This is a genomic window from Undibacterium sp. Ji49W, from assembly GCF_049340205.1.
Taxonomy (GTDB): Bacteria; Pseudomonadota; Gammaproteobacteria; order Burkholderiales; family Burkholderiaceae_D; genus Undibacterium.
In genome coordinates, this window is record NZ_JBMPOW010000010.1 from 127,169 (window position 1) to 149,601 (window position 22,433).

The window sequence follows — 22,433 nt, forward strand, 5'->3', positions numbered from 1 at the left end:
TATTCAACGATCCTTTTTTCTTTTCCGTGCCGACCAGCTATTCAGATTTACCTGAAACGGGCCAGCACCCGCACATCATCGCCCACCAGGCTGACTGCATGAAACTGCAAAACCCTGGCCTGATCCACATGCGTCAATTCAGGTAAATGAAATAAACCAGCTCCACTACCCAGGAGCTTGGGTGCCAGATACAACAATAATTCATTGACGCAAGTTTGCTGCATCAATGCGCCATTCAGTGTTGCCCCCGCCTCCACATGCAATTCATTGATTTGCCTGCGACCCAGTTCTTGCATCAGGGCAGGTAAATTGACCTGTTGACGCGAAACTTGTTGATTCGAATCCGGCAAGCATATTACTTCTGCCCCTGCCTGTTCCAGTTGCGCCTGCTTTTCAGCATCTGGCACAGCACATACGATCAAGGCACCGCCTTGCAAAACTTTAGCGTGTGGCGAGATGCGTAACTGCGAATCGACGATGATTTTTTGCGGCTGACGTGGCGTGTTCACACCCCGCACATTCAGCATGGGATCATCTGCCAGCACCGTGCCTATGCCAGTCAAAATCGCATCTGCCCTCGCCCGCCATTGATGACCGTCCTGCCTTGCTGCTGGTCCGGTGATCCACTGGCTTTGGCCGTTTGGCAAAGCCGTGAAGCCATCCAGGCTACCAGCAACTTTCATCCTGACCCAGGGCTTGCCAGTTTCCATGCGCTGGAAAAAACCTATATTCAATTCACGCGCCTGCAAGGCAAGATCAGGAAACAAATCACATTCCACGACCACACCCGCTTCCCGCAAGATACTTAAACCGCGCCCTGCCACTTGCGGATTGGCATCCTGCATGGCAGCCACCACGCGTGCAATACCTGCATCGCGCAAACCATTCGCGCAAGGTGGCGTGCGGCCAAAATGGCTGCATGGTTCCAGCGTGACATAGGCGGTGGCACCTCGCACATCACGGCCATTTGCGGCGGCATCGCGCAGGGCCTGCACTTCTGCATGCGCCTGCCCGACGGGCTGGGTCCAGCCCTGCCCCAGCACCTGGCCATCGCGGACAATCACACAACCCACTTTGGGATTGGGCGAAGTTTCTATGGTAGCGCGGCCAGCCAGCGCCAGCGCCTGTTGCATGTACCCATAATCGGCCTGTTGATCCGCGCTCAGGTGATCCATACTCAGATGTGCCTCAAGTATTTTGTATGGTGATGGTGGGGAATTTGCTTGTCATGTCCTTGGCCTTTTCAGCAACCTTGATGGCGACTTTGCGGGCGATGTCTTTATACAGACCGGCAATTTGCCCTTCAGGCTCAGCAATCACTGTTGGCGTACCTGAATCAGCTTGCTGGCGTATGGCCATCGTCAAAGGCAGTCCACCGAGAAAATCGACGCCAAAATCAGCACACATTTTCTGGCCACCGCCTTCACCAAAGATATGTTCGGCATGGCCGCAATTCGAGCAGATATGGATGCTCATATTCTCGACGATGCCCAAAATAGGGATGCCGACTTTTTCAAACATCTTCAAGCCCTTGCGTGCATCCAGCAAGGCAATGTCTTGCGGCGTGGTAACGATGACAGCACCAGTGACCGGTACTTTTTGCGACAGGGTCAGTTGCACGTCGCCGGTACCTGGCGGCATGTCCACGATCAGATAATCCAGATCGCGCCAGTTGGTCTGCTCCAGCAATTGTTGCAAGGCCTGGGTGACGATGGGGCCACGCCAGACCATGGGCTCATCCGGGTCTATCATGAAACCGATGGACGATACCTGCAGGCCATGATTTTCCAGCGGCTCCATGGTTTTGCCATCGACGGTTTCAGGGCGACCAGAAATACCCATCATCATCGGTTGTGAGGGGCCATAAATATCGGCATCCAGAATACCTACTGAAGCGCCTTCGGCAGCCAGCGCCAGGGCAAGATTGACAGCGGTTGTCGATTTACCGACCCCGCCCTTGCCGGATGCGACTGCAATAATATTCTTCACATTCGGCATCAGCTTGATACCGCGCTGTACGGAATGGGCAACGATTTTTGAAGTCACATTGACGGCAAGCTTGCCCACGCCAGGCAACGCCGCAAGGGCTGCCACAACGGCAGCATGTATCAATTCGAACTGACTTTTGGCGGGATAGCCAAGTTCGACATCAAGACTGATGTCGGCGCCTTCTATCTTGATATTTTTTGCAGATTTACTCGCAATCAGGTCTTTATTTGTGTTCGGGTCTATCACTTTTGCCAATACGGCTTTTATGTCATCAACTGTAATACTCATGCAATTCTCCATAGATATCCCGCAAGTCTAGCGCAATTTGCGCGCCAGGGCTGCCATAGCTGCATACAGGCTTGTTGTCAGTAGACATATTGAAGCGGCGCAAGCTTCCCCGCAGGACCAAGTTCGAGCATAATGAGTTCGCTACTATTTTGTTTTTCCACAAGAAAATCAGGAGATATTGATGCAAGCACTAGCCGTACACCCATCCCGCAACAAGTTCTGCCTGTTGTTATCTGCGCTGGGATTGCTCAGTTGTTCCCTGACGGCCCACGCCGGCCTGCTGGTGGGACACCTGACTGACAAGAATGCACAGTCCGTCGCCAATGCCGTCCTGTTTGCAACGCCACTGGATACCCCGGTGCCTGCAAAAAAAGCTGGTGACACCAGCATCGTTGCACAAGAAAATTATGCGTTCAGCCCTTACCTGACGGTGGTACGCAGCGGTAGCCTGATACGCTTCCCCAACAAGGATAATCACGAGCATCACCTGAAATCATTTTCGCCGGCAAAAACCTTTGAACTGCGCGTGAACAGCAAGAAAGAAGAGCCAGCCCCCATCCTTTTCGACAAAGCTGGCGAAGTGGCGCTGGTCTGTCATTTCCATGACTGGATGCGCGGTTTTATTTATGTCGTCGATACGCTGTATTTCGCCAAGACGGATGCATCAGGCAGTGCCGTCATCAACAATTTTCCGGCAGGCAAGTATGAAGTCAAGGCGTGGGCACCTAATATGCTGGGCGAACCCCTGACGCAAACGGTGCAGGTGGCCAGCGATGGTCCCAGCAATATCAAGTTCCAGTTCAATTTCGTACCCAAGGCACCACCGGCACCGCGCAACCTGAGCAAGGGCACAGCGACCTTCGGTTACGATTAAAACCATGCTGCATTGATCATCAGCCTGCAACAAACCGGGGCTGATGACCAAGCTACTAAGCCGGGGCCAGCACTTGCTGCTCATACTCCAGAATGATAAATTCAGCTGGCATAGTCAAGGCTACCTTTATTGATACACGCATCATGCCTTGCAGTATGTCTTCAGTTGTCATGCTGCTGCCCATCCCCATAATGACGCTAAATGCTTCAGCAGGTGAAGACCCCACGAGGCAGCCAGCCTTCCATTGCGCAGTAAGGAAACTGTTGATACTGGCAGTCACGGCAGACCAGGTCGAATGATCATTTGCAGAGAACGCATAGGATTTCAATGCCGTCCTGATCGATTTATCCAGCATGATGACAATGCGTTTGAAATTGAGATAACGCCAGTCATCACTATTGCCAGCCATAGTGCGTGCACCCCAGATCAGCATGCCAAAATTCGGGAAAACACGAATCGCATTCACAGCAAGCCCATTCAACGGCACGTTTATTTTCGCTTGCTGGCTATCATCAAGCATTACAGCAGGCGAGATCGCATTGATGATGGATGTATTCGCCGGCGCATGAAAAACACCGCTGGTGGCATCATTACGCGTATACACACCTGCCAGGGCAGATGAAGGTGGCAGCAGATTGACGCTGGTTGCCAGGTTTTGCATGGTTTGCCGGTACAGGGGTGACGCCGCCTGCAAGCCTAGATGGCGCTGCCTGACCGTAGCCGGATCGGCGGCCTGGGCCAAGGTGTCAACCAGGGTAGTCAGATATGCCTGCAATTTATCTGCCGGCTGCAACGCAAACAGTTCCAGCGCTTCGGTAGCCAGGTCAGCGCTAAATTGCGGCAGGCTGGCTGCCGATATCCAGGTATAGTCAATGGAACTGACACTCACTACATTGGTGTTAAGCCATGGATAATAACTGACGCCGTACTGGTTAAAGTCTTCCCCCAGGCCTGCCACTTTATAAAATCCGCCATTACCGGTACCACCCGTGATCGGGTCTTTGCTGCTGCCGTCAGAGGGTAAATAACCATTCAGCACATCCAGGATATACACCAGGTTCTGCGTTTCACTACATAGTCTCAAGGCAGTCTGTGACACACTCGCCCAGTCATCCAGCGCCAGGTACACGGCATCCGGCAAGACTAGGGTATCCGGTTCAGGCAAGCCTGCCAGCCCGGCAAGTGCTGCGGTATACGCCTCTTTTGAAAAAACACTTCCATTACTGATTACATCGGCATAAGTACCCAGAGAAAGGACATAGCAAGTGCCACCGCCATTGCTGAAAAACATCTGCAAACCCGGATACAGCAAAAAAGCTGGCGTAGCTGCGTTCACAGCATAAGGAGGATATGCCTGGGTCAGGCTGACATAGTCATATTCAACCTGTGCGGCTCCGCCAAATATGCGCGCATATTCTTCCAGCGAAGTGATGGAAATAGGCTGACCCACGATACTCTTCCCATCTTCAGTGGCAGTCTGTGTGTAGCCAATAAACAGAGGTATGCCGGTAGCAGCCTGCACTACGTGGCCGGTAAAGCTGGCGACATCAGCGCTATATTCCGCTGTATGTTCAGCGGTATGTTCAGTGGCAAACACGACGCCTGGCGTGGTTTCTTGTATCGACATGAATCCTTACTCCGGTAAGCATGCAGCACGCCATGGTCAGCAATGTCGTATTTGCATAAGTAAAAAACAATCTTATTTAATCACAGAATCTCACAGTCATCTGAACTAATTGACAAGTATTGATGCAATAAATCAGTCTGGAACGAGTATTTGGCAAGCTGCTTGCTGAGCCGACGACCGACAAACCTGCAATGACCGACAGCTTTCTAAGGCAAAAATGGTACCGCTATCCATATCAGTATTTATCTATAAGTGAATCCGGGCAACGGCTAACCAAGCCATGGCCCCATCCTTGCAAAGACCATCAAAGAATATCGGTTGCTTTTTTTTGCAAAGTGACATTCCCCTGCTTCCCATACGCTCATTTTTTAACAAAATAATGATTGATCTTTCCAAATGACAGCGCTACCATTGAAAATAACAAGCCTAGCATTTGGTAATTTTTTCAGGTAACAGGAAACCATGATGTCAATTGAACATTCTCCCCTCGCTTATGGCGATACTCCCCGCGTCGTTAACATGCGCGTCGTCCCTGTCGCTGGCCGCGACAGCATGTTACTTAATCTGAGCGGTGCACACGGCCCTTACTTCACCCGCAATATCGTGATCCTGACCGACAGCGCCGGCCGCACCGGCGTTGGCGAGGTACCGGGCGGAGAAAAGATACGGCAGACGCTGGAAGACGCACGCGACCTGCTGATCGGCAAACCCATAGGCCAGTACAACGCCATACTGAACCAGGCACGCACCGCCTTTGCTGACCGCGATGCTGGCGGACGTGGCCTGCAGACCTTTGACCTGCGCATTGCGGTGCATGCCATCACTGCATTGGAAGCCGCACTGCTTGATCTTATGGGCCAGTACCTAGGTGTGCCGGTCGCCGCCTTGCTGGGAGAAGGACAACAACGCACTGCCGTCGAGATGCTGGGCTACCTGTTCTATATCGGTGACAGCAAAGTCACTGATTTGCCTTATGCGACTACACCAGCCGACGCCGAAGATGACTGGGCACGCCTGCGCCACGAAGCTGCCCTGACACCGGAAGCCATCGTGCGTCTGGCCGAAGCCACCTACCAGCGTTACGGTTTCAACGATTTCAAATTGAAAGGCGGTGTATTCAGCGGTGAGGCAGAAATGGAAGCCGTGACAGCACTGGCCGAACGCTTTCCTGATGCACGTATCACGCTGGACCCGAATGGCGGCTGGCTACTGAAAGATGCGATACGCCTGTGCCGCGACAAACATGATGTGCTGGCTTATGCAGAAGACCCTTGCGGTGCCGAGAATGGTTATTCAGGGCGTGAGGTGATGGCAGAATTCCGTCGTGCCACCGGTTTGCTGACGGCCACCAATATGATCGCCACCGACTGGCGCGAAATGCGCCACGCAATTGCCCTGCAGTCAGTCGACATCCCGCTGGCCGATCCACATTTCTGGACCATGCAAGGCTCTGTGCGTGTAGCGCAGATGTGCCATGAATGGGATCTGACCTGGGGCTCGCATTCGAATAATCACTTCGATATTTCACTTGCAATGTTCACCCATGTGGCCGCCGCAGCACCGGGCAAAATCACGGCAATTGATACCCACTGGATCTGGCAGGATGGTCAGTTCCTGACCAAAGACCCATTAAAAATCAAAGGCGGCATGGTGCAGGTGCCAAATAAACCCGGCCTGGGCATAGAGCTTGATCTGGACGCCGTCGAGGCGGCACATCAACTCTACCTGGGCATGGGCCTGGGAGCGCGTGACGATGCGGTGGCCATGCAATATATGATACCGGGCTGGAAATTCAATAACAAAATGCCTTGCCTGGTCAGATAAAAACAAAATAATCATTAGGAGACAGCAGTATGAATACCGTAACAACTACGGCCCCTATGGCCGTGCCCGCTTCCAGTGTGCTGGACCAGGCAGTCAGCAAAGTCAAATGGCGCATCCTGCCACTATTCGTAGTGATGTTTATCGCCAATTACATAGACCGCGTCAACATCGGTTTTGTACGCAGCCATCTGGAAAAAGATCTGGGCATTGGTGCCGCCGCTTTTGGTTTTGGAGCTGGCATCTTCTTCCTGGCTTATGCATTGTTTGAAGTACCCTCCAACATCCTGCAACAGCGCTTTGGTGCCAAAGCCTGGCTGACACGCATCATGGCAAGCTGGGGCGTGGTTGCCACTGGCATGGCCTTTGTGCAGGGCGAAACCTCGTTCTACGTGATGCGCTTCCTGCTGGGTGTGGCTGAAGCGGGTTTCTTTCCGGGTGCGGTCTACTATTTTACGCAATGGCTGCCGAACCGTGAACGTGGCAAGGCAATGGCGATTTTTCTCAGTGGTTCGGCACTGGCATCGGTATTGTCCGGCCCGCTGTCAGGCGCGCTGTTGCAGATTGAAGGTGGTGGTTTCCACGGCTGGCAATGGATGTTTATCATCGAAGGACTGGCTTCCATCGCACTCTGCTTTGTCGTCTGGTTTTGCCTGGATTCTCATCCGCATGACGCCAAATGGCTGACTGACGAAGAACGGAATGAGCTCACCGCCGTCATCGCTGCCGAGCAAAAAGAGCGCGATGCCAACAAACCCGGACATGTCAGTGCGTTCAGCCTGTTGCGTGACAGCCGTATCGCTCTGTTTTGCTTTATCTATTTTGCCATCCAGCTGACCATCTACGGCGCTACGTTCTGGCTGCCCAGCATCATCAAGAAAATGGGCCACTTCACTGACTTCCAGGTTGGATTGTTCAACTCGATACCCTGGCTGATTTCGATTGCCGCCATGTATATGTTTGCTGCGCTGGCACTGCGCTTTAAGCATCAGCAGATGTGGGTGGCAATTGCATTGACTATCGCTGCCTGTGGCATGCTGGCATCCACCGTGGGTGGCCCGGTGTTTGCATTTGTCGCGATCTGCTTCGCTGGCATAGGCTTCAAGGCGGCATCATCGCTTTTCTGGCCGATACCACAGGCATATCTGGACAGCCGCATTGCTGCTGCCGTGATCGCACTGATCAATTCGCTGGGTAATCTGGGTGGATTCGTGGCACCTGCCACTTTCGGTTTCCTAGAACAAAGAACCGGCTCCATCCAGGGTGGCCTGTACGGCCTGGCGGCCGCTTCCATGGTGGCAGCGGCACTGGTTTTCCTGACCCGCAAATCGAAAACCGCTGCTTAAGCACAATGCACAATGTGCCACATACCTGCCTGTACTGGTGTGTGGCAGATAAGTTTCAGAACGAAGATCCCGGCAAAGACAGGAACTGTACTTCTTCCGCCGTTGAAGTACGCCCTAATATGCCATTACGATGCGGGAAGCGGCCAAACCGCTGTATGACTTCGCGATGCCGTATCGCATACTGGTAATAGCCTTCAAAAATCTCATGCTGCGTTTCCGGCACATCCTTGCGCAGGGCATCATACAGAGCCACTGCCCTGTCCTGATCTGCCAGTGCTTCTGAATGTTCCAGCGGCAGATAAAAGAAAACCCTCTGTATCGGGCGCAACTGACGATCTGCCTGCACAGTCAGACCTGCTTCGGTATATGCCCTGGCCCGGGCATCACAGGCAAACGATTCCGGCGTGGCTCTATACATATTCCGGGGGAATTGATCACACAGAATGATCAGCGCCAGCCGCCCTTCGACTGTATGTTGCCAGCCATCGAGTTCACCACGCATGGCCTGCGCATTCAGATCGGCAAATTGATCTCTTATTGAGGTATCAAGTTCTTCATTCTTCGACCACCACAGCTTTGCCTGGTATTTCGCCGTCCTGGCATCATCCACGACACCGCCCACATCCTGGCCAAACCAGAAATTCAGTACTGAATTAATACCATCCATCAATATCTCCCTGAATAAATTGCTGTCAAACAGTAGCATGATCAGGCATTTTCAACATTCTTTTATTTCTGTCTTGACTGAAATAAAAGAATTACCTACACTGTGTATATGGAACTTACACCTGTCAAACAAAAATTTATCCTGCACTGGGGCGAAATGGGCACCTTATGGGGTGTCAATCGCACGGTCAGCCAGATTCATGCCTTGCTGTATATCGTAGGTTGCCCCATGCAGGCAGAAGAAATTGCTGACACCCTGGGTGTGGCAAGGTCGAATGTATCGAATTCGCTGAAAGAGCTGCAAAACTGGAAGCTGGTGAAACTGGCCCATGTCATGGGTGACCGCCGGGCGCATTATGAAACTTCACTGGATGTCTGGGAATTGTTTCGCACGGTAGTACGTGAGCGCAAGGAAAGGGAATTCAACCCTACTATCACTACCCTGCAACAATGTCTGGACAGCCCCGATCTGGATCAGGAAGATAAGGCAACACAACTACGTATCGCCGAAACCCTGGCGCTGATGAAGACCGTCACCACCTGGACCGATGAAATGTTGCGACTGGAACCAGCTACCCTGATGAAGCTGTTGAAGATGGGGGCAGCTGTACAAAAATTTGTGCGCGGGGATGAGAAGTAAGCATCTCTGAAACACGGATACAGTCACAGTGAATAAGAACAAAGAATAAGAACAAAGAAAAAATGCCTTGGCATTTTTTTTAAAAACAAATTTCTGTTACAACAGAAATGTCAGAAATAAAAATTAACGCCATATATAGGCATGGAAGGAAACCAACGTGAGCGACTATCCACTGACACTGCTGTATGACGAATCCTGCCCCATCTGTAAACTGGAAATGGATAATTTGCGGGAACGGGATCATCTGAACAGATTGCTTTTTGTCGATGCATCTGCCCCTGGTTTTGATGCTGGAAAATATGGGGTGACACTCAGCGAAATCATGCGTGTCATCCATGGTGTCAGACCCGATGGCAGTATCGTGACCGGGGTGGAAACCATCCATCTTGCCTACAAGGCAGCAGGTCTGGGCTGGCTGACTGTAGCAACCAATTTCCCTTTACTTAAACCCATATGCAATTGGGCTTATGTACATTTTGCAAGCAATCGCCACCATGTATCTGAGATACTGTCGGATGTCATCCTGCGCATTGCTGCCAGGCGGGCTGAAAGGCGGACCCGGGCTTGCAAAGCTGGTAAATGCACACTTAAATAAAACAAGATCATGAAAATTCTTATCTGCGGTGCACAAGGATTTATCGGCCGCCATATCAGCAAATCCCTGCAAAAGGCAGGACATGAAGTCTGCCACGGCGTGCGTCGCCCAAGACCAGACACCGGCAATGGCCCGGTTGAAATTGCCATCGATTATGCACACGATACCGATCCGGCAATCTGGGAAACACGTCTGCGGCAGTTGGGGCAAATCGATGTCGTCATCAATGCCGTGGGCATACTGAACGAAACTGATGGATTACGTTTCGATGCCATACACCGTGATGCGCCTGTAGCCCTGTTCAGCGCGGCAGCCAAATGCGGCGTGAAATCGGTCGTACAAATCTCGGCGCTGGGTGGCAGGCAAGAAGCAGAACGTCCTGAAATCATGACTGGCTATATGAAAAGCAAACGCGCTGCCGATAAGATGCTGATGGAAAGCAGTCTGACTTATCTGGTCTTGCGGCCATCTTTGGTGGTTGGCATGGATGGTGGCAGCAGCCAGTTATTCCGCATGCTGGCCAGTCTGCCGGTACTGGGCTTGCCTGGTCGTGGTGAACAGCAAGTGCAGCCTGTGCATATGGATGATCTGTGCAGCGCCATCAATATCTGGTTGACAAATGAAAACCGTCACAACCTGGTACTGAATGCAGTAGGCCCGCAAGCCATGTCTTACCGGCGCATGCTGGAAATTTATCGTCAGGCCATGGGCATGCCTGCACAATATATGTTCCCCATCCCTATGTCAGTCATGCGTGTAAGCGCGTGTCTTGCAACACTCTTGCCGCAAACGACCTTGACACCAGACAGCCTGGATATGCTGGAACAAGACAATGTCGCAGATGCGCAGCCATTTGCCGCGCATCTGCATCGGCCAGCAATATCACATGCAGACTGGTTTACCGGCATACCGGCAAACATGTTGGCAAGTACAGCCATCGCAGCATGGAGTTTGCCACTGTTTCGCTATATCCTGGCGCTGGTCTGGTTTGTTACTGCGGCACTGTCCTTTGGCATTTATCCGGTATCTGGCAGCCTGGCCTTATTGCAGCCTTTGGGTCTGAGTGGTGCGCCTGCCATGTTCATGCTGATGGCGGCATCCAGCCTCGATCTATGTCTGGGTCTGGCAACACTGTTCTGGCCAAAACGCATTTTATGGCTGATGCAAATTGCCCTGATCGTTGGCTACAGTTGCATCATCGCGATTTATTCGCCTGAATATTATTTACACCCGTTTGGACCGGTTTTGAAAAACCTGCCCATCCTGGCCTTGCTTGCTTTTTTATTTGCTCATCAAAGAGACGCACAATGAACACCTATCTCTTACTCAAAACATTACATATTCTGTCTTCGGTTTTGCTGGTTGGTACTGGTTTTGGTTCGGCCTTTTATATGTTCTTTACCAATCGCAGCAGGCAGTTCAAGGCACAGGTGGTGGTTGCGCGCCTGGTGGTACTGGCTGACTGGTGCTTTACCACGCCTGCCGTGATTATCCAGCCACTGACCGGCTTTGCCATGGTGCATATGGCAGGCTGGCCATTAAGCACACCGTGGATCGTGTGGTCTTTTGTCCTGTATCTGTTTGCCGGTGCCTGCTGGTTGCCCGTGGTATGGTTGCAAATACGCATGAAGTCCATGCTGGAAATTGCCGATGCAAATAACACTGACCTGCCCGATGTATTCTGGCGTTATTCCAGATATTGGGAATGGCTGGGCTACCCTGCCTTCATCGCCATGATAGGCGTGTATTTCCTGATGGTGAACAAGCCCGTTTTTTGAAGCAAAACCAGCGCTCAGTGATAAAATCAGGCCATGAAAAAAACTACCACGCCCCTGTCAATTACTGAAGCACCAGGCACCACTGCTGTACGCAGCCGCCGCAAAAGTGGCGGCCTGACCCTGAGCGATGTCGCCAGGATTGCCGACGTTGCCCCGATCACTGCATCACGCGCCTTGAAGTCACCCGACCTGGTTTCACCTGCCGTCCTGCAAAGGGTGAGGGATGCGGTGGAAAAAACCGGCTATGTACCCAATTTGCTGGCTGGTGGCCTGGCTTCCACCAAGAGCAAACTGGTGGCAGCCGTGGTCCCCACCATCACCGGTGCGGTTTTTCTGGAAATGGTGCAGTCGTTGACAGCCAGCCTGGCCGCGTCTGGATACCAGCTCATGCTGGGACAATCCGGCTATGAAGATTCGCGTGAAGATGCCTTGCTGGAAGCGATTATCGGGCGCAGGCCGGATGGCGTTGTTCTGACCGGCATCATGCGGTCTGCACTGGCTAAACGGCGCCTGCAGGTCAGTGGCATACCTGTGGTCGAAACCTGGGATCTGACATCGACACCCATCGATATGCTGGTGGGGTTTTCTCATGAAAAAATCGGCATTGCAGTCGCCGAATTTCTCCACGCACGCGGACGCCGCAGAGTCGCCACCATCAGTGCCAATGACGACCGGGCGGTGCGACGCAACAAGGCGTTTTCTGATACGGCACAAAACCTGGGCATGTTGGATGCCGATAGCACAGAAGTTCCTACCTGTATCGTCCACGCCCCCACCACGCTGGGCAGTGGACGCAGTGGCTTGCGCAGCCTGTTGCAGGACCATCCCACCATTGATGCGATATTTTGCAGCTCTGACATGCTGGCGCTGGGTGTCCTGACTGAAGCACAGGCAATGGGTATTGCCGTGCCAGAAAAACTGGCTGTGATCGGGCTTGGTGACCTGAGTTTTTCATGTGACCTGAACCCGGCACTGACATCGGTAAGAATTGATGGCAGCGCCATCGGTGCCATCGCTGCGGATTTTATTATCCAGCGTGCCGACGGAAAAGTGATCAGCGACCCGATACGCGATATCGGGTTTTCCATCATTGAACGGGATAGCACCTGACCTGAACCTTGCTGCAACATCAGTATTTCATCAGATTCAGATCCGGTGCTTTGTGCCTAATCAATCAGCGCAGCGCCTCATAGAATTCGGCCTCGATAATGGACAGCGCTGCCTTGGCAACCACCTTGGCACCGGTATCTGTATTATTCTGGTTTGCGACTTCCTGCATGGCGAATGCCCGGTCACTGTCTGAAGCCATACCAGTCAATTCCACTTTGACGACCCGCCCCTGCACAGGTTTCAAAGGCAGGCTGACATAACCCAGGCTCTTGGGCGTCAAGCCTTCATACACCAGCTTGCCATCGACACTGATGCGTATCGGGTAACTGCGTTCACGCCAGCCTGTAAATTTGAAAACGGCTTCGGTCAAAGTGGCCGGACGTGCCAGTTCATACGCTATCCATGCTTCACCCGGCACGCTGCTGCTATGCCATGCCGTGGTTTCATCGTCGTCATATGACCTGGCGGCAGCATCAACATTACTACCTGCTGTTACCTTTGCAATATCCATCGCCAGGCGCGATGGTTTGAATGACGCCGTAGCCGGTGTTGGTCCACGTCCCAGATACGAAGGCAATTGCGCACTGGCCAGTTGCAAGCCCAGACCGGCATCCACTTTCACTGGTGTTGACGTGATGTCCAGGCTGGCTGATTTCAAACCGGCAGCGGTAGCCGTCAGGCGTATTTTTCCTGCCCTGGTGGTACTGCGCAACAGCACGCGATTGACACCGCCCTCCACTGGCAGACTGGGGGACAGGATATAGTTATTCTCACCCTGGGCAATACCGCCACGCCATTCTGCCGGGCCATCCAGTTTGAAATCAACCAGGTTCAATGCCACAGGATTGCGCAGGCCGTTTGCATCAACCACTTCGACTTCCACCAGCGCCAGATCAGCGCCATCTGCACGCCAGCCACCTGGTGCAGACTTGACACTCAGGCGCAAGGCTGCCGGTTCACCGGCTGTTTTCAATACTGTTTCACAAAGCTTCTTGCCGTCGGCTGCATAACCCACAGCACGCAATTCGCCAGCCTGCCAGTTGACATCCTTGAAGCTGAACAGGAAGCGCGCGCTTTGTTCGCCCTTGCCAAGTGATTTGCCATTCAGGAACAGTTCCACTACATCTGCACTGGATACCACCGTTATCGGCTTGGTGGTCGCTGGTGTGTAATTCCAGTGGCCAATAATATGTATGCGTGGCTGTTCTACATCCACCCAGCCATCCCAGATGACCTGATGCGCATAGAAACCGTCTTTGGGTATGCGCATGGCATCCACTTCGCCGCTGCGGCGATAATTTTCTGCGCCGCGATGATGGGTATTGGTGTCAGAAAAAACGATATTCACGCCGCCACTGCTGACCCGTTTGCCAGTGCCAGGACGTTCACGCCAATAGTCGTACCAGCGCTGTACATCTTCTATGGCGTGGGAATCCTGGTTGCGGTTATAGATGCTGGCGTCCTGCCCTTTGTGCAGGGGACCGTCACCATCCTTGTGATAAGGCGCGGTGTAGTTGTCCCAGTATTTGCGCAAGCCTTCATCACGCGAATATTCCATGGCCCAGAATGGCAGTCTGGCGCTCTTGTTAATATAGAGCATTTCACCACCGTATTCGGCCACCTGGCTATTCAGCATTTCCCGGCTACCGGCGGCACGCCCGCCATATGGATCATACTGATCACGGATGGCTTTCATCTCGCGCATATGGGCTTCACTGACACCCTTGTTGCCGGATTCGTAGAACAGAATGCTGGGATTATTGCGGTTATAAATAACGGCATCGCGCATGAGCAACACCCTTTGTTCCCAGCGGCGCCCCTCAACATCGGCTTCAGAATCGCCAGCCGGCATGGCCTGTATCAGCCCTACCCTGTCGGCAGATTCTACGTCCTGCTTCCACGGTGTCACATGCATCCAGCGCACCAGGTTGCCATTGCTTTCTACCATCAGCCGATTGCTGTAATCGCTTAACCAGGGTGGCACCGACATGCCGACCGCAGGCCATTCATTCGAGGTGCGTTGTGCATAGCCATGCATTTGCAATACACGGTCATTCAGTTTGATCATGCCATTCGCAAATTCAGTTTTGCGAAAGCCGGTGCGGGTATGTACGGTATCGACTGCACGGCCATTCACTTTCAGCGTTGTGCTGACATCGTACAGATAACCGTAACCCCAGCTCCAGAAATTCAGTTTGCTGACACGTGCATTGGCTTTCACTATTGCTGTCTGGCCTGCGGCGATGGTTTGTGCCGGGCTGGAAAATGTGGCGACCTTCTTGCCATCGAGATCGGTGATGGCGACTTCATAGACCACGTTGCTGGCGGCAGTTGTTTCATTTCTGACCTGGGATTCGGCAGTAATCGTAGCGGCCTTGCCAGGCACATCAAAGTCTTGCGCATAGACATAGGTGCCGGTTGTGCCCAGATTGGAATACAGCGGCAGTGTCTGGTACAGGCGACCACTCAGATGCAGGCGGATATTCTTGGGAATGCCGCCATAATTCGCATTGAAATTATTGCTGGACCACTGGTAGCGCTGGTTAGTGGCTTTTTCACGGTATTCCCAGGCATTGTCGGTGCGTACGGCGATCGTGTTTTCACCCGCCGTCACGACTGCACTGATATCGACGCCAAAAGCCATGACGCCATTTTCATGCAAGGCAACGGATTTGCCATTCACAAACACTTCTGCCGCCTGGCGAACTCCTTCGAATTCGAGAAACACCTTGCCAGATACAGCACCCGCCGGCAAGCTGAAGCGCTTGCGATACCAGGCAATACCGGTGGACAGGTCCACGATATCTTTTTTAAAGGCTTCGTCTTCATTCCAGGCGCGTGGCAAAGTAACGGCTTTCCAACTGGCGTCATCAAATGCCGGGTTGGCCGCACCGGATGCGTCACCAATAAATAATTTCCAGCCGGGATTGAAGTCATAGGTAATACGGGCAGGTGCAGCAACTGCCTCTGTAGTCTGTGCCGCCTGTGCTGTCTGTAATGGCACCGACAAACCAGCGCCCAGACCAAGCGCCAGCAACAACAAGCTTTGAAACAATAATGGGGAAGAGCGAAGTGCTGGCATGTTTTTACATTCACAGAAATTGTTGAAATCCGGAGTACCTGCCTAAACCCACCGGCATCAGGCAACCCGCGCTGAAAATGAAGCTGGGCATTACAAAGTTGACACAAAAATGGTAGCGCTATCAGTTGCGAACGTCAAGCTCGTGCATTTTTACAGCCTGCCTTGAATACATGAGGTTTCTATCCAGTTCCTGCTATGGCAAACCATCATCGGCAGGACCATTTCCCGATCAATCAATTTGGCGATTATTTATTGCTTCTGACAAAAAACCAGGCAGGATTACCTTTTGGCAGATCTGCAAGCCCGGAAAACTGAGTCAATGGCAACTAACACGGCTGAAAATCAAAAGCCCGGCCTTATTCCATGAGAAAAGCAGCATATCAGGGCAGACAGCCTTAAAATAGGGGTTTTGGACAAAGTCCTCAGGCTGCAGTGCCAGCCATCATCGCAGAAAGAACCATGATTTCCCCCGTAAGCCCCAACGCCACAGCTGCAATGTCTGCCACGCCTGCAACCACAGCTCCAGACAGCTTTTGCGCCTTGCCCGAAGCCGTCATCAAAACCGCAGCGCAACACCTGAGCGATATCCTGTTGCTGGCATTTGAGCATACCGCGCAACAGCGGGCCGTGCTGGTGTTTGACAGTAACTGCGAGCTGGCGATGACGCTGACTGCTGCCTACAGGCTATGCCTGCCACATGCACAGTTCATTGATTTTGATAAAGAAACACCCGATTACATTTTGCAAACCCTGAATGCCCTGTCGGCCAATGACCTGGCGATTCTGGTTCAATCCACCAATTTTCGCCTTGAGGCATACCGGCTGCGGGTAGAGTTATTCAAGCGCAGCCTGAAAGTCATAGAACATCCCCATCTGGCACGCATGTCGGGGCAAGAAGCCTTGTATTACATAGAATCGCTGGCTTATGACGCTAGTTATTATCGTGGTACAGGCAATGCCCTCAAGCAAAAAATCGACAATGCCAGCAAGGGTATCGTCGATAGTGGCGGTGCTGAACTGATTTTCAGCGGCCGCTTTGAGCCTGCCAAACTGAATGTCGGCGATTATCGCGATATGAAGAATATCGGCGGGCAATTTCCTATCGGTGAAGTATTCACAGAATCCGTCGCGCTTGAAGATGTATATGGACAGGTACGGATATTTGCCTTTGGCGATACCAGTTTTACCGTCAACCGCCCGGCACAGCCGATTACCCTGGTCGTAGATAAAGGCCAGGTCGTTGACACCCGCGATTCCACACCTGAATTTGATCTGGTACTGGCGAATATCCGTAAGGATGATGGTGTCATCTGGGTGCGTGAACTGGGTTTTGGCATGAACCGCGCCTTTTCCAAAGACCGCAGCGTACGCGATATCGGTACCTATGAACGCATGTGCGGCGTGCATTTGTCCTTGGGAACAAAGCATGGCAGTTATGCAAAACCACATATCAAGCGCGGCGAAGGCAGGCACCATGTTGACGTGTTTGCCGTTACCGAGGCTGTAAGACTGGATCAAGAAGTGGTGTACAGCAACGGTGCCTGGGTGGTCTGAACTGGCTGCAACAAGCAAGAAAATTAGCAAAAACACATAAAAACCCTGCTCTCATGCCAGAGCCAGGGGCAAAGCGTCTTCAATTTGGGCTTTCGCTGTTAGAATAATGCCCTTGTCCGTTCATAAAAAGTGCATCAACCATGACCCGTAAGCTGTTTGTTACCACTGCCCTGCCGTACGCGAATGCGCCTTTCCACCTTGGTCACATCATGGAGTATATCCAGGCTGACATCTGGGTAAGGCATCAGCGAATGTCAGGTAATGAGGTACATTTTGTCGGCGCGGATGATGCACACGGTGCACCTATCATGATTGCGGCTGAAAAAGCCGGCATCACACCACAGGCTTTCGTGGCACAGATCGCAGCTGGCCGCAAACAATACCTCGACGGCTTTCATATCCAGTTTGACAACTGGCATTCAACCGATGGTGAAGAAAACCATCAGTTGTCACAGGATATTTACCGCAAGCTGAAATCGGCCGGCTTCATCACCAGCAAAACCATAGAACAGTTCTTTGACCCGGTCAAAAACATGTTCCTGCCTGATCGCTACATCAAGGGTGAATGCCCTAAATGTGGTGCCAAGGACCAATATGGTGATTCCTGTGAAGTCTGTAGCGCCGTGTATGCGCCGACTGAATTGAAGAATCCTTACTCGGTGCTGACCGGTGCCACACCGATCATGAAATCGTCCGAGCATTTTTTCTTCAAACTGTCAGATGAAAAATGCGTGGAATTCTTGCGCGGCTGGGCCTTGAAAGACAATCGCCTGCAATCCGAAGTGGCGAACAAATGCAAGGAATGGCTGGAAGGCGAAGGCGGCCTGGGCGACTGGGATATCAGTCGCGACGCACCTTATTTTGGCATCGAGATTCCTGATCAACCGGGCAAGTATTTCTATGTCTGGCTGGATGCGCCTGTCGGTTACCTGGCGTCGCTGAAGAACTACTTCGGCAAGACCGGTCGTGATTACGATGCTTTCATGGCAGACCCGACGACTGAACAAATTCATTTCATCGGCAAGGACATCACTTATTTCCATACCCTGTTCTGGCCAGCGATGCTGAAGTTTTCTGGTTATAAGACACCGGACAATGTGTATGCACACGGCTTTGTGACTGTCTCTGGCGAAAAAATGTCGAAGTCACGTGGCACGGGTATTTCACCGCTGCGCTATCTCGAAATCGGCATGAACCCGGAATGGCTGCGCTATTACTTCGCTGCCAAACTGAATGCCAAGGTCGAAGATCTGGATATGAATCCGGATGACTTTGTGGCGCGTGTCAATTCTGATCTGATCGGCAAGTACATCAACATCGCCAGCCGTGCAGCAGGCTTCATCACCAAGCGTTTCGATGGTGTGATCGCGACTGACTGGGCCACGGCGGATGATGTTTTCCTGAATAATCTGCGCAAGGTCGCGCCGGAAATCCAGGCGCTGTTCGAAGCACGCGAATATGGCAAAGCCCTGCGTGCCGCCATGGAACAGGCAGATCTGGTGAATGCCTATGTCGATTCCAACAAGCCCTGGGAACTGGCGAAAAAGCCAGAGAACGATGCCAAATTGCAGGAAGTCTGTAGCCGCTTGCTGGAAGCCTTCCGCATTCTAACCATTTTCCTGAAACCGGTCTTGCCGCAACTGGCCGCCCAGGTAGAAGCACAATTGAATATCGCGCCATTGCAATGGGCAGATGTTGCGACACCATTGCCACATCATCACAAAATCAATCCGTATGCGCACTTGATGCAAAGGGTGGACATCAAGATTTTTGATGATCTGTTTGATGTACCTGCAGTACCGGCCACAACTGATACTGCTGCTGACGACGCTGCTACAACCGACATCGAAGTATTGGCTGAAGAAATCAAGATTGATGACTTTGCCAAAGTGGATTTGCGCATTGCCAAAATCGTCAATTGCGAACATGTTGAAGGTTCAGACAAGCTCTTGCGTCTGACCCTGGACGTGGGCGAAGGCCGCACACGCAATGTGTTTTCGGGTATCAAGTCAGCTTACCAGCCAGAACAACTGATAGGCAAATTCACCGTCATGGTGGCCAACCTGGCACCACGCAAGATGAAATTTGGTTTATCCGAAGGCATGGTGCTGGCTGCATCAGCCGCCGATGAAAAAGCTAATCCCGGCCTGTACATACTGGAAGCATGGCCCGGTGCTCAGCCAGGCATGCGCGTTCGTTAATACCTGTCTGTGCTTTGTTCTGATATGCATATCGTCGTCCGTGAGGCTACTTTTGAAGATGCGCAACTGATCGCGCATCTGACCCGTACTTGCTGGTCTGAAAAGGTCGCGCGCAGCTCCACCGGTCATCATGAAACCAGCGAAAGAGTCCATCAGGACTTGATGCAGGGTGGCGGTTTTGTGCTGTTGGTTGATGACGAACCGGTAGGTTCGGTGCGCTGGTTGCCAGTAGACACTGAAAGCAATTGCTGGGAAATGTTGCGCATGGGTGTGCTGCCCGCTTTTCGTGGCGAAACCCTGTCGCAACACTTGCTGGAAGCCGTCATCCATGCCGCCCAGATCGCCGGCATAGAAGAATTGCGCCTGGGTGTACGCAGTGACCAGCCGCGCCTGCTGGACCTGTATGCAGCATTTGAATTTGAACTGGCACCCGAGCTTGAATATTCGCATGCCAATCCGAATGAACCAGCCCCTTACGTCATGCGGCGTTTTCTGAGAAACTAACGAAATCGGCATAGATTCTCGTATCTAATATATTTTAGGTATACTCTTTTCTTGTATTCATAGTGCAGGTAATCGCTTGCTCTCCTGTGCTTGCTTTTTTATCCAGCAATGTGTACGTGCCCGCCATTGCTTAGTATTGACTTGCTTACATTGGCCCATTCACTGTACCCGTCTATCCTGATTTGGAAATCCATCCATGAACAGCCCTATTAGCCCTTCTGCCGTCACCTCCCCGATTCCCGCACGCCTGGTGCAATTACGCGCTGCCATGAAGGCGCAGGGGCTGGATGCGTATATCGTTCCCTCATCAGACCCCCATCTGTCGGAATACCTGCCTGACCGCTGGCAGGGACGTACCTATTTTTCCGGTTTTACCGGCTCGGTAGGTACGCTGGTCGTCACCGCTGATTATGCTGGTTTGTGGGTCGATAGCCGCTACTGGAGTTCAGCAGAAACAGAACTGGCACCAACCGGCATCAAGATGATGAAAATCGCCTCTGCGGCTGCTACGCTGTATATAGACTGGCTGGCAGAAAATCTGCAAGCCGGGCAAATCGCAGGCGTGGATGGCATGGTTCTGGGGTTGGCGACTGCCAGGGCACTGGAACAGGCTTTAAAAGCCAAAAACATCAAACTGGATACCGCTACAGATCTTTTGCAGCAGGTCTGGGATCAACGCCCAAGCTTGCCGCAAGCGCCGATTTATGAACATGCAGCACCGTATGCCGTGGTGTCACGTGCCGACAAACTGGCCATGCTGCGTGAACAGATGCGCAGCAAGAACGCTGACTGGCATTTTGTGTCCACTGTCGATGATCTGGCCTGGATTTTCAATCTACGCGGCTCTGACGTCAGCTATAACCCGGTATTTGTTGGCCATGCGCTGATCAGCCAGAATGAAGCGACACTGTTTGTGTCCAGCGGCAAGGTACCGGCTGAGCTGGCAACAACACTGGCGCATGATGGTATCAAGCTGTCTGACTATAGCAATGCAGCAACAGCCTTGGCCGCTCTGCCTGCTGGCAGCAGCATCATGATAGACCCGCGCCGTATTACCTATGGCTTCCGCCAGACCATACCGGCCACTGTGCATGCGATAGAAGCCATCAATCCCTCGGTCTTTGCCAAATCGCGCAAGACTTTGCAGGAAGCCCAGTACGTGCGTGAAGCAATGGAACAGGACGGTGCTGCCCTCTGTGAATTCTTTAGCTGGCTGGAGGGTGCACTCGGTAAGCAACGCATCACCGAACTGACCATTGATGAAGAAATCTGCGCCGCCCGTGCACGCCAGCCGCATTTTGTCTCACCCAGCTTCAGTACCATTGCCGGTTTCAATGCCAACGGTGCCATGCCGCATTACCGCGCCACCAAAGAGTCGCACTCGGTGATTGAAGGCGATGGCTTGCTGCTCATCGATTCTGGTGGTCAATACCTGAACGGTACAACCGACATTACCCGTGTCATGCCCATAGGCCAGGTATCCGATGCACAAAAGCGTGATTTCACCCTGGTGCTGAAGGGCATGATCAATCTTTCGCAAATGCGCTATCCACGCGGCACCCTGTCACCCATGCTTGATACTGTCGCCCGCGCCCCTATCTGGGCCGACGGCATCAACTATGGTCATGGCACGGGTCATGGCGTTGGCTATTTCCTGAATGTGCATGAAGGCCCGCAAAACATTTCCGGAGCCATTGCAGAAGCCCATATGGCGATGGAACCCGGCATGATCACATCCAATGAGCCTGGCATTTACCGCCCCGGCAAATGGGGCGTCAGGATAGAAAACCTGCTCTTGAACGTGCCAGCCATGCACACCGAGTTTGGTGAATACCTGGAATTTGAAACCCTGACACTCTGCCCCATAGACACGCGCTGCATCATCATCGGCCTGCTGCGTGAAGATGAAGTTAAGTGGCTCAATGATTACCATGCTACCGTCCTGCAACGCCTGTCAGCCCGCGTCAGCGGTGCTGCGCTGGAATGGCTGAAGGAAAGAACCAGAGCCCTGGTGCGCTAAACAATCAGGATTGCCCATTCACATAACAAGGCACGTCATGGAAGACAATAAATTATTGCAGGGCCGGAATTTCCATAATATGGATTTGGCCGGTTCAAATTTTGGTCAGGTTCAATTGCGTACCAGTTCATTCCATAGTGTTGATATGGAAGCCTGCCGCTTCAGGGATGTTTCCTTCATCAATGTGACGATGGAAGCCTGCGAGTTTACTGGCATGCGGATAGATGGCGTGCTGGTTTCTGATCTTCTGCGTGTCTATGCAGAGAGCAGTAAGAAATAAGCCTGCATCCGGCAGATCAGCCCAACAGTAGCTGCATGACAGGCAGCATATGCCTCAC

The 22,433-nt window shown here is 52.4% G+C and carries 18 protein-coding genes; 13 read left to right on the top strand and 5 right to left on the bottom strand.

Translation table 11 applies throughout. The features are described from left to right. Positions 1-47: 47 nt before the first annotated feature. The gene (ribD, locus tag ACO0LK_RS14240) at positions 48-1,175 is read right to left on the bottom strand and encodes a bifunctional diaminohydroxyphosphoribosylaminopyrimidine deaminase/5-amino-6-(5-phosphoribosylamino)uracil reductase RibD (protein WP_422976063.1); all 1,128 of its coding nucleotides are present in this window, start codon (positions 1,173-1,175) and stop codon (positions 48-50) included. Between the two features lie 13 nt (positions 1,176-1,188). Continuing rightward, entirely contained in the window at positions 1,189-2,277 is a 1,089-nt protein-coding gene (gene apbC / locus ACO0LK_RS14245; RefSeq protein ID WP_186948986.1) for an iron-sulfur cluster carrier protein ApbC, read from the bottom strand. 181 nt (positions 2,278-2,458) lie between these two features. Between apbC and ACO0LK_RS14250 the strand changes: the two genes are divergently transcribed. Further along, complete coding sequence (locus ACO0LK_RS14250; protein WP_422976066.1) at positions 2,459-3,151, top strand: methylamine utilization protein; 693 nt, start codon at positions 2,459-2,461, stop codon at positions 3,149-3,151. Between the two features lie 55 nt (positions 3,152-3,206). On the opposite strand, the gene ACO0LK_RS14255 is transcribed toward ACO0LK_RS14250, so the two are convergent. Next, on the bottom strand, positions 3,207-4,778 hold the full coding sequence (locus ACO0LK_RS14255; protein WP_422976068.1) for a phage tail sheath C-terminal domain-containing protein: 1,572 nt from the start codon (positions 4,776-4,778) through the stop codon (positions 3,207-3,209). 465 nt (positions 4,779-5,243) lie between these two features. Between ACO0LK_RS14255 and gudD the strand changes: the two genes are divergently transcribed. Together gudD and ACO0LK_RS14265 are read left to right on the top strand one after the other, a co-directional pair. Continuing rightward, positions 5,244-6,602: a glucarate dehydratase gene (gudD, locus tag ACO0LK_RS14260; RefSeq protein ID WP_422976069.1), complete on the top strand. Its 1,359-nt coding sequence runs from the start codon at positions 5,244-5,246 to the stop codon at positions 6,600-6,602. Positions 6,603-6,631: 29 nt separating this feature from the next. Continuing rightward, positions 6,632-7,945 (top strand): MFS transporter, encoded by a 1,314-nt coding sequence (locus ACO0LK_RS14265; protein WP_422976071.1) that lies wholly within the window; start codon positions 6,632-6,634, stop codon positions 7,943-7,945. Positions 7,946-8,000: 55 nt separating this feature from the next. Here ACO0LK_RS14265 and ACO0LK_RS14270 read toward each other — a convergent pair whose 3' ends face one another. Continuing rightward, positions 8,001-8,612, bottom strand: a complete 612-nt coding sequence (locus ACO0LK_RS14270; RefSeq protein WP_422976073.1) for a DUF924 family protein — start codon at positions 8,610-8,612, stop codon at positions 8,001-8,003. Positions 8,613-8,720: 108 nt separating this feature from the next. Between ACO0LK_RS14270 and ACO0LK_RS14275 the strand changes: the two genes are divergently transcribed. From ACO0LK_RS14275 to ACO0LK_RS14295, 5 genes are all read left to right on the top strand, one after another. Continuing rightward, on the top strand, positions 8,721-9,251 hold the full coding sequence (locus ACO0LK_RS14275; RefSeq protein WP_186948980.1) for a GbsR/MarR family transcriptional regulator: 531 nt from the start codon (positions 8,721-8,723) through the stop codon (positions 9,249-9,251). Between the two features lie 157 nt (positions 9,252-9,408). Then, positions 9,409-9,846 carry a thiol-disulfide oxidoreductase DCC family protein gene (locus ACO0LK_RS14280; protein WP_422976075.1) on the top strand — a complete coding sequence of 146 codons (438 nt, stop codon included), beginning with the start codon at positions 9,409-9,411 and terminating at the stop codon, positions 9,844-9,846. A gap of 9 nt (positions 9,847-9,855) precedes the next feature. Further along, positions 9,856-11,157 carry an SDR family oxidoreductase gene (locus ACO0LK_RS14285; protein ID WP_422976077.1) on the top strand — a complete coding sequence of 434 codons (1,302 nt, stop codon included), beginning with the start codon at positions 9,856-9,858 and terminating at the stop codon, positions 11,155-11,157. Continuing rightward, the gene (locus tag ACO0LK_RS14290; RefSeq protein ID WP_422976079.1) at positions 11,154-11,624 is read left to right on the top strand and encodes a DUF2269 family protein; all 471 of its coding nucleotides are present in this window, start codon (positions 11,154-11,156) and stop codon (positions 11,622-11,624) included. The genes ACO0LK_RS14285 and ACO0LK_RS14290 overlap by 4 nt, the downstream gene beginning before the upstream one ends. A 33-nt stretch (positions 11,625-11,657) precedes the next feature. After that, a complete protein-coding gene (locus tag ACO0LK_RS14295; RefSeq protein WP_422976081.1) occupies positions 11,658-12,734 on the top strand; it encodes a LacI family DNA-binding transcriptional regulator in 1,077 nt (358 codons plus the stop codon). Positions 12,735-12,798: 64 nt separating this feature from the next. Here ACO0LK_RS14295 and ACO0LK_RS14300 read toward each other — a convergent pair whose 3' ends face one another. Next, positions 12,799-15,816 (bottom strand): DUF4982 domain-containing protein, encoded by a 3,018-nt coding sequence (locus ACO0LK_RS14300; RefSeq protein ID WP_422976083.1) that lies wholly within the window; start codon positions 15,814-15,816, stop codon positions 12,799-12,801. Positions 15,817-16,275: 459 nt separating this feature from the next. Between ACO0LK_RS14300 and ACO0LK_RS14305 the strand changes: the two genes are divergently transcribed. From ACO0LK_RS14305 to ACO0LK_RS14325, 5 genes are all read left to right on the top strand, one after another. Beyond that, complete coding sequence (locus ACO0LK_RS14305) at positions 16,276-17,370, top strand: hypothetical protein (protein WP_422976085.1); 1,095 nt, start codon at positions 16,276-16,278, stop codon at positions 17,368-17,370. A gap of 140 nt (positions 17,371-17,510) precedes the next feature. Next, positions 17,511-19,571, top strand: coding sequence for a methionine--tRNA ligase (gene metG, locus ACO0LK_RS14310; RefSeq protein ID WP_422976087.1), 2,061 nt, complete (start codon positions 17,511-17,513; stop codon positions 19,569-19,571). Between the two features lie 24 nt (positions 19,572-19,595). Further along, positions 19,596-20,075 carry a GNAT family N-acetyltransferase gene (locus ACO0LK_RS14315; protein WP_422976089.1) on the top strand — a complete coding sequence of 160 codons (480 nt, stop codon included), beginning with the start codon at positions 19,596-19,598 and terminating at the stop codon, positions 20,073-20,075. 196 nt (positions 20,076-20,271) lie between these two features. Next, positions 20,272-22,095, top strand: a complete 1,824-nt coding sequence (locus tag ACO0LK_RS14320) for an aminopeptidase P family protein (protein WP_422976091.1) — start codon at positions 20,272-20,274, stop codon at positions 22,093-22,095. A 37-nt stretch (positions 22,096-22,132) separates the two neighbouring features. Then, positions 22,133-22,375, top strand: a complete 243-nt coding sequence (locus tag ACO0LK_RS14325) for a hypothetical protein (protein ID WP_422976093.1) — start codon at positions 22,133-22,135, stop codon at positions 22,373-22,375. Positions 22,376-22,433 lie beyond the last annotated feature (58 nt).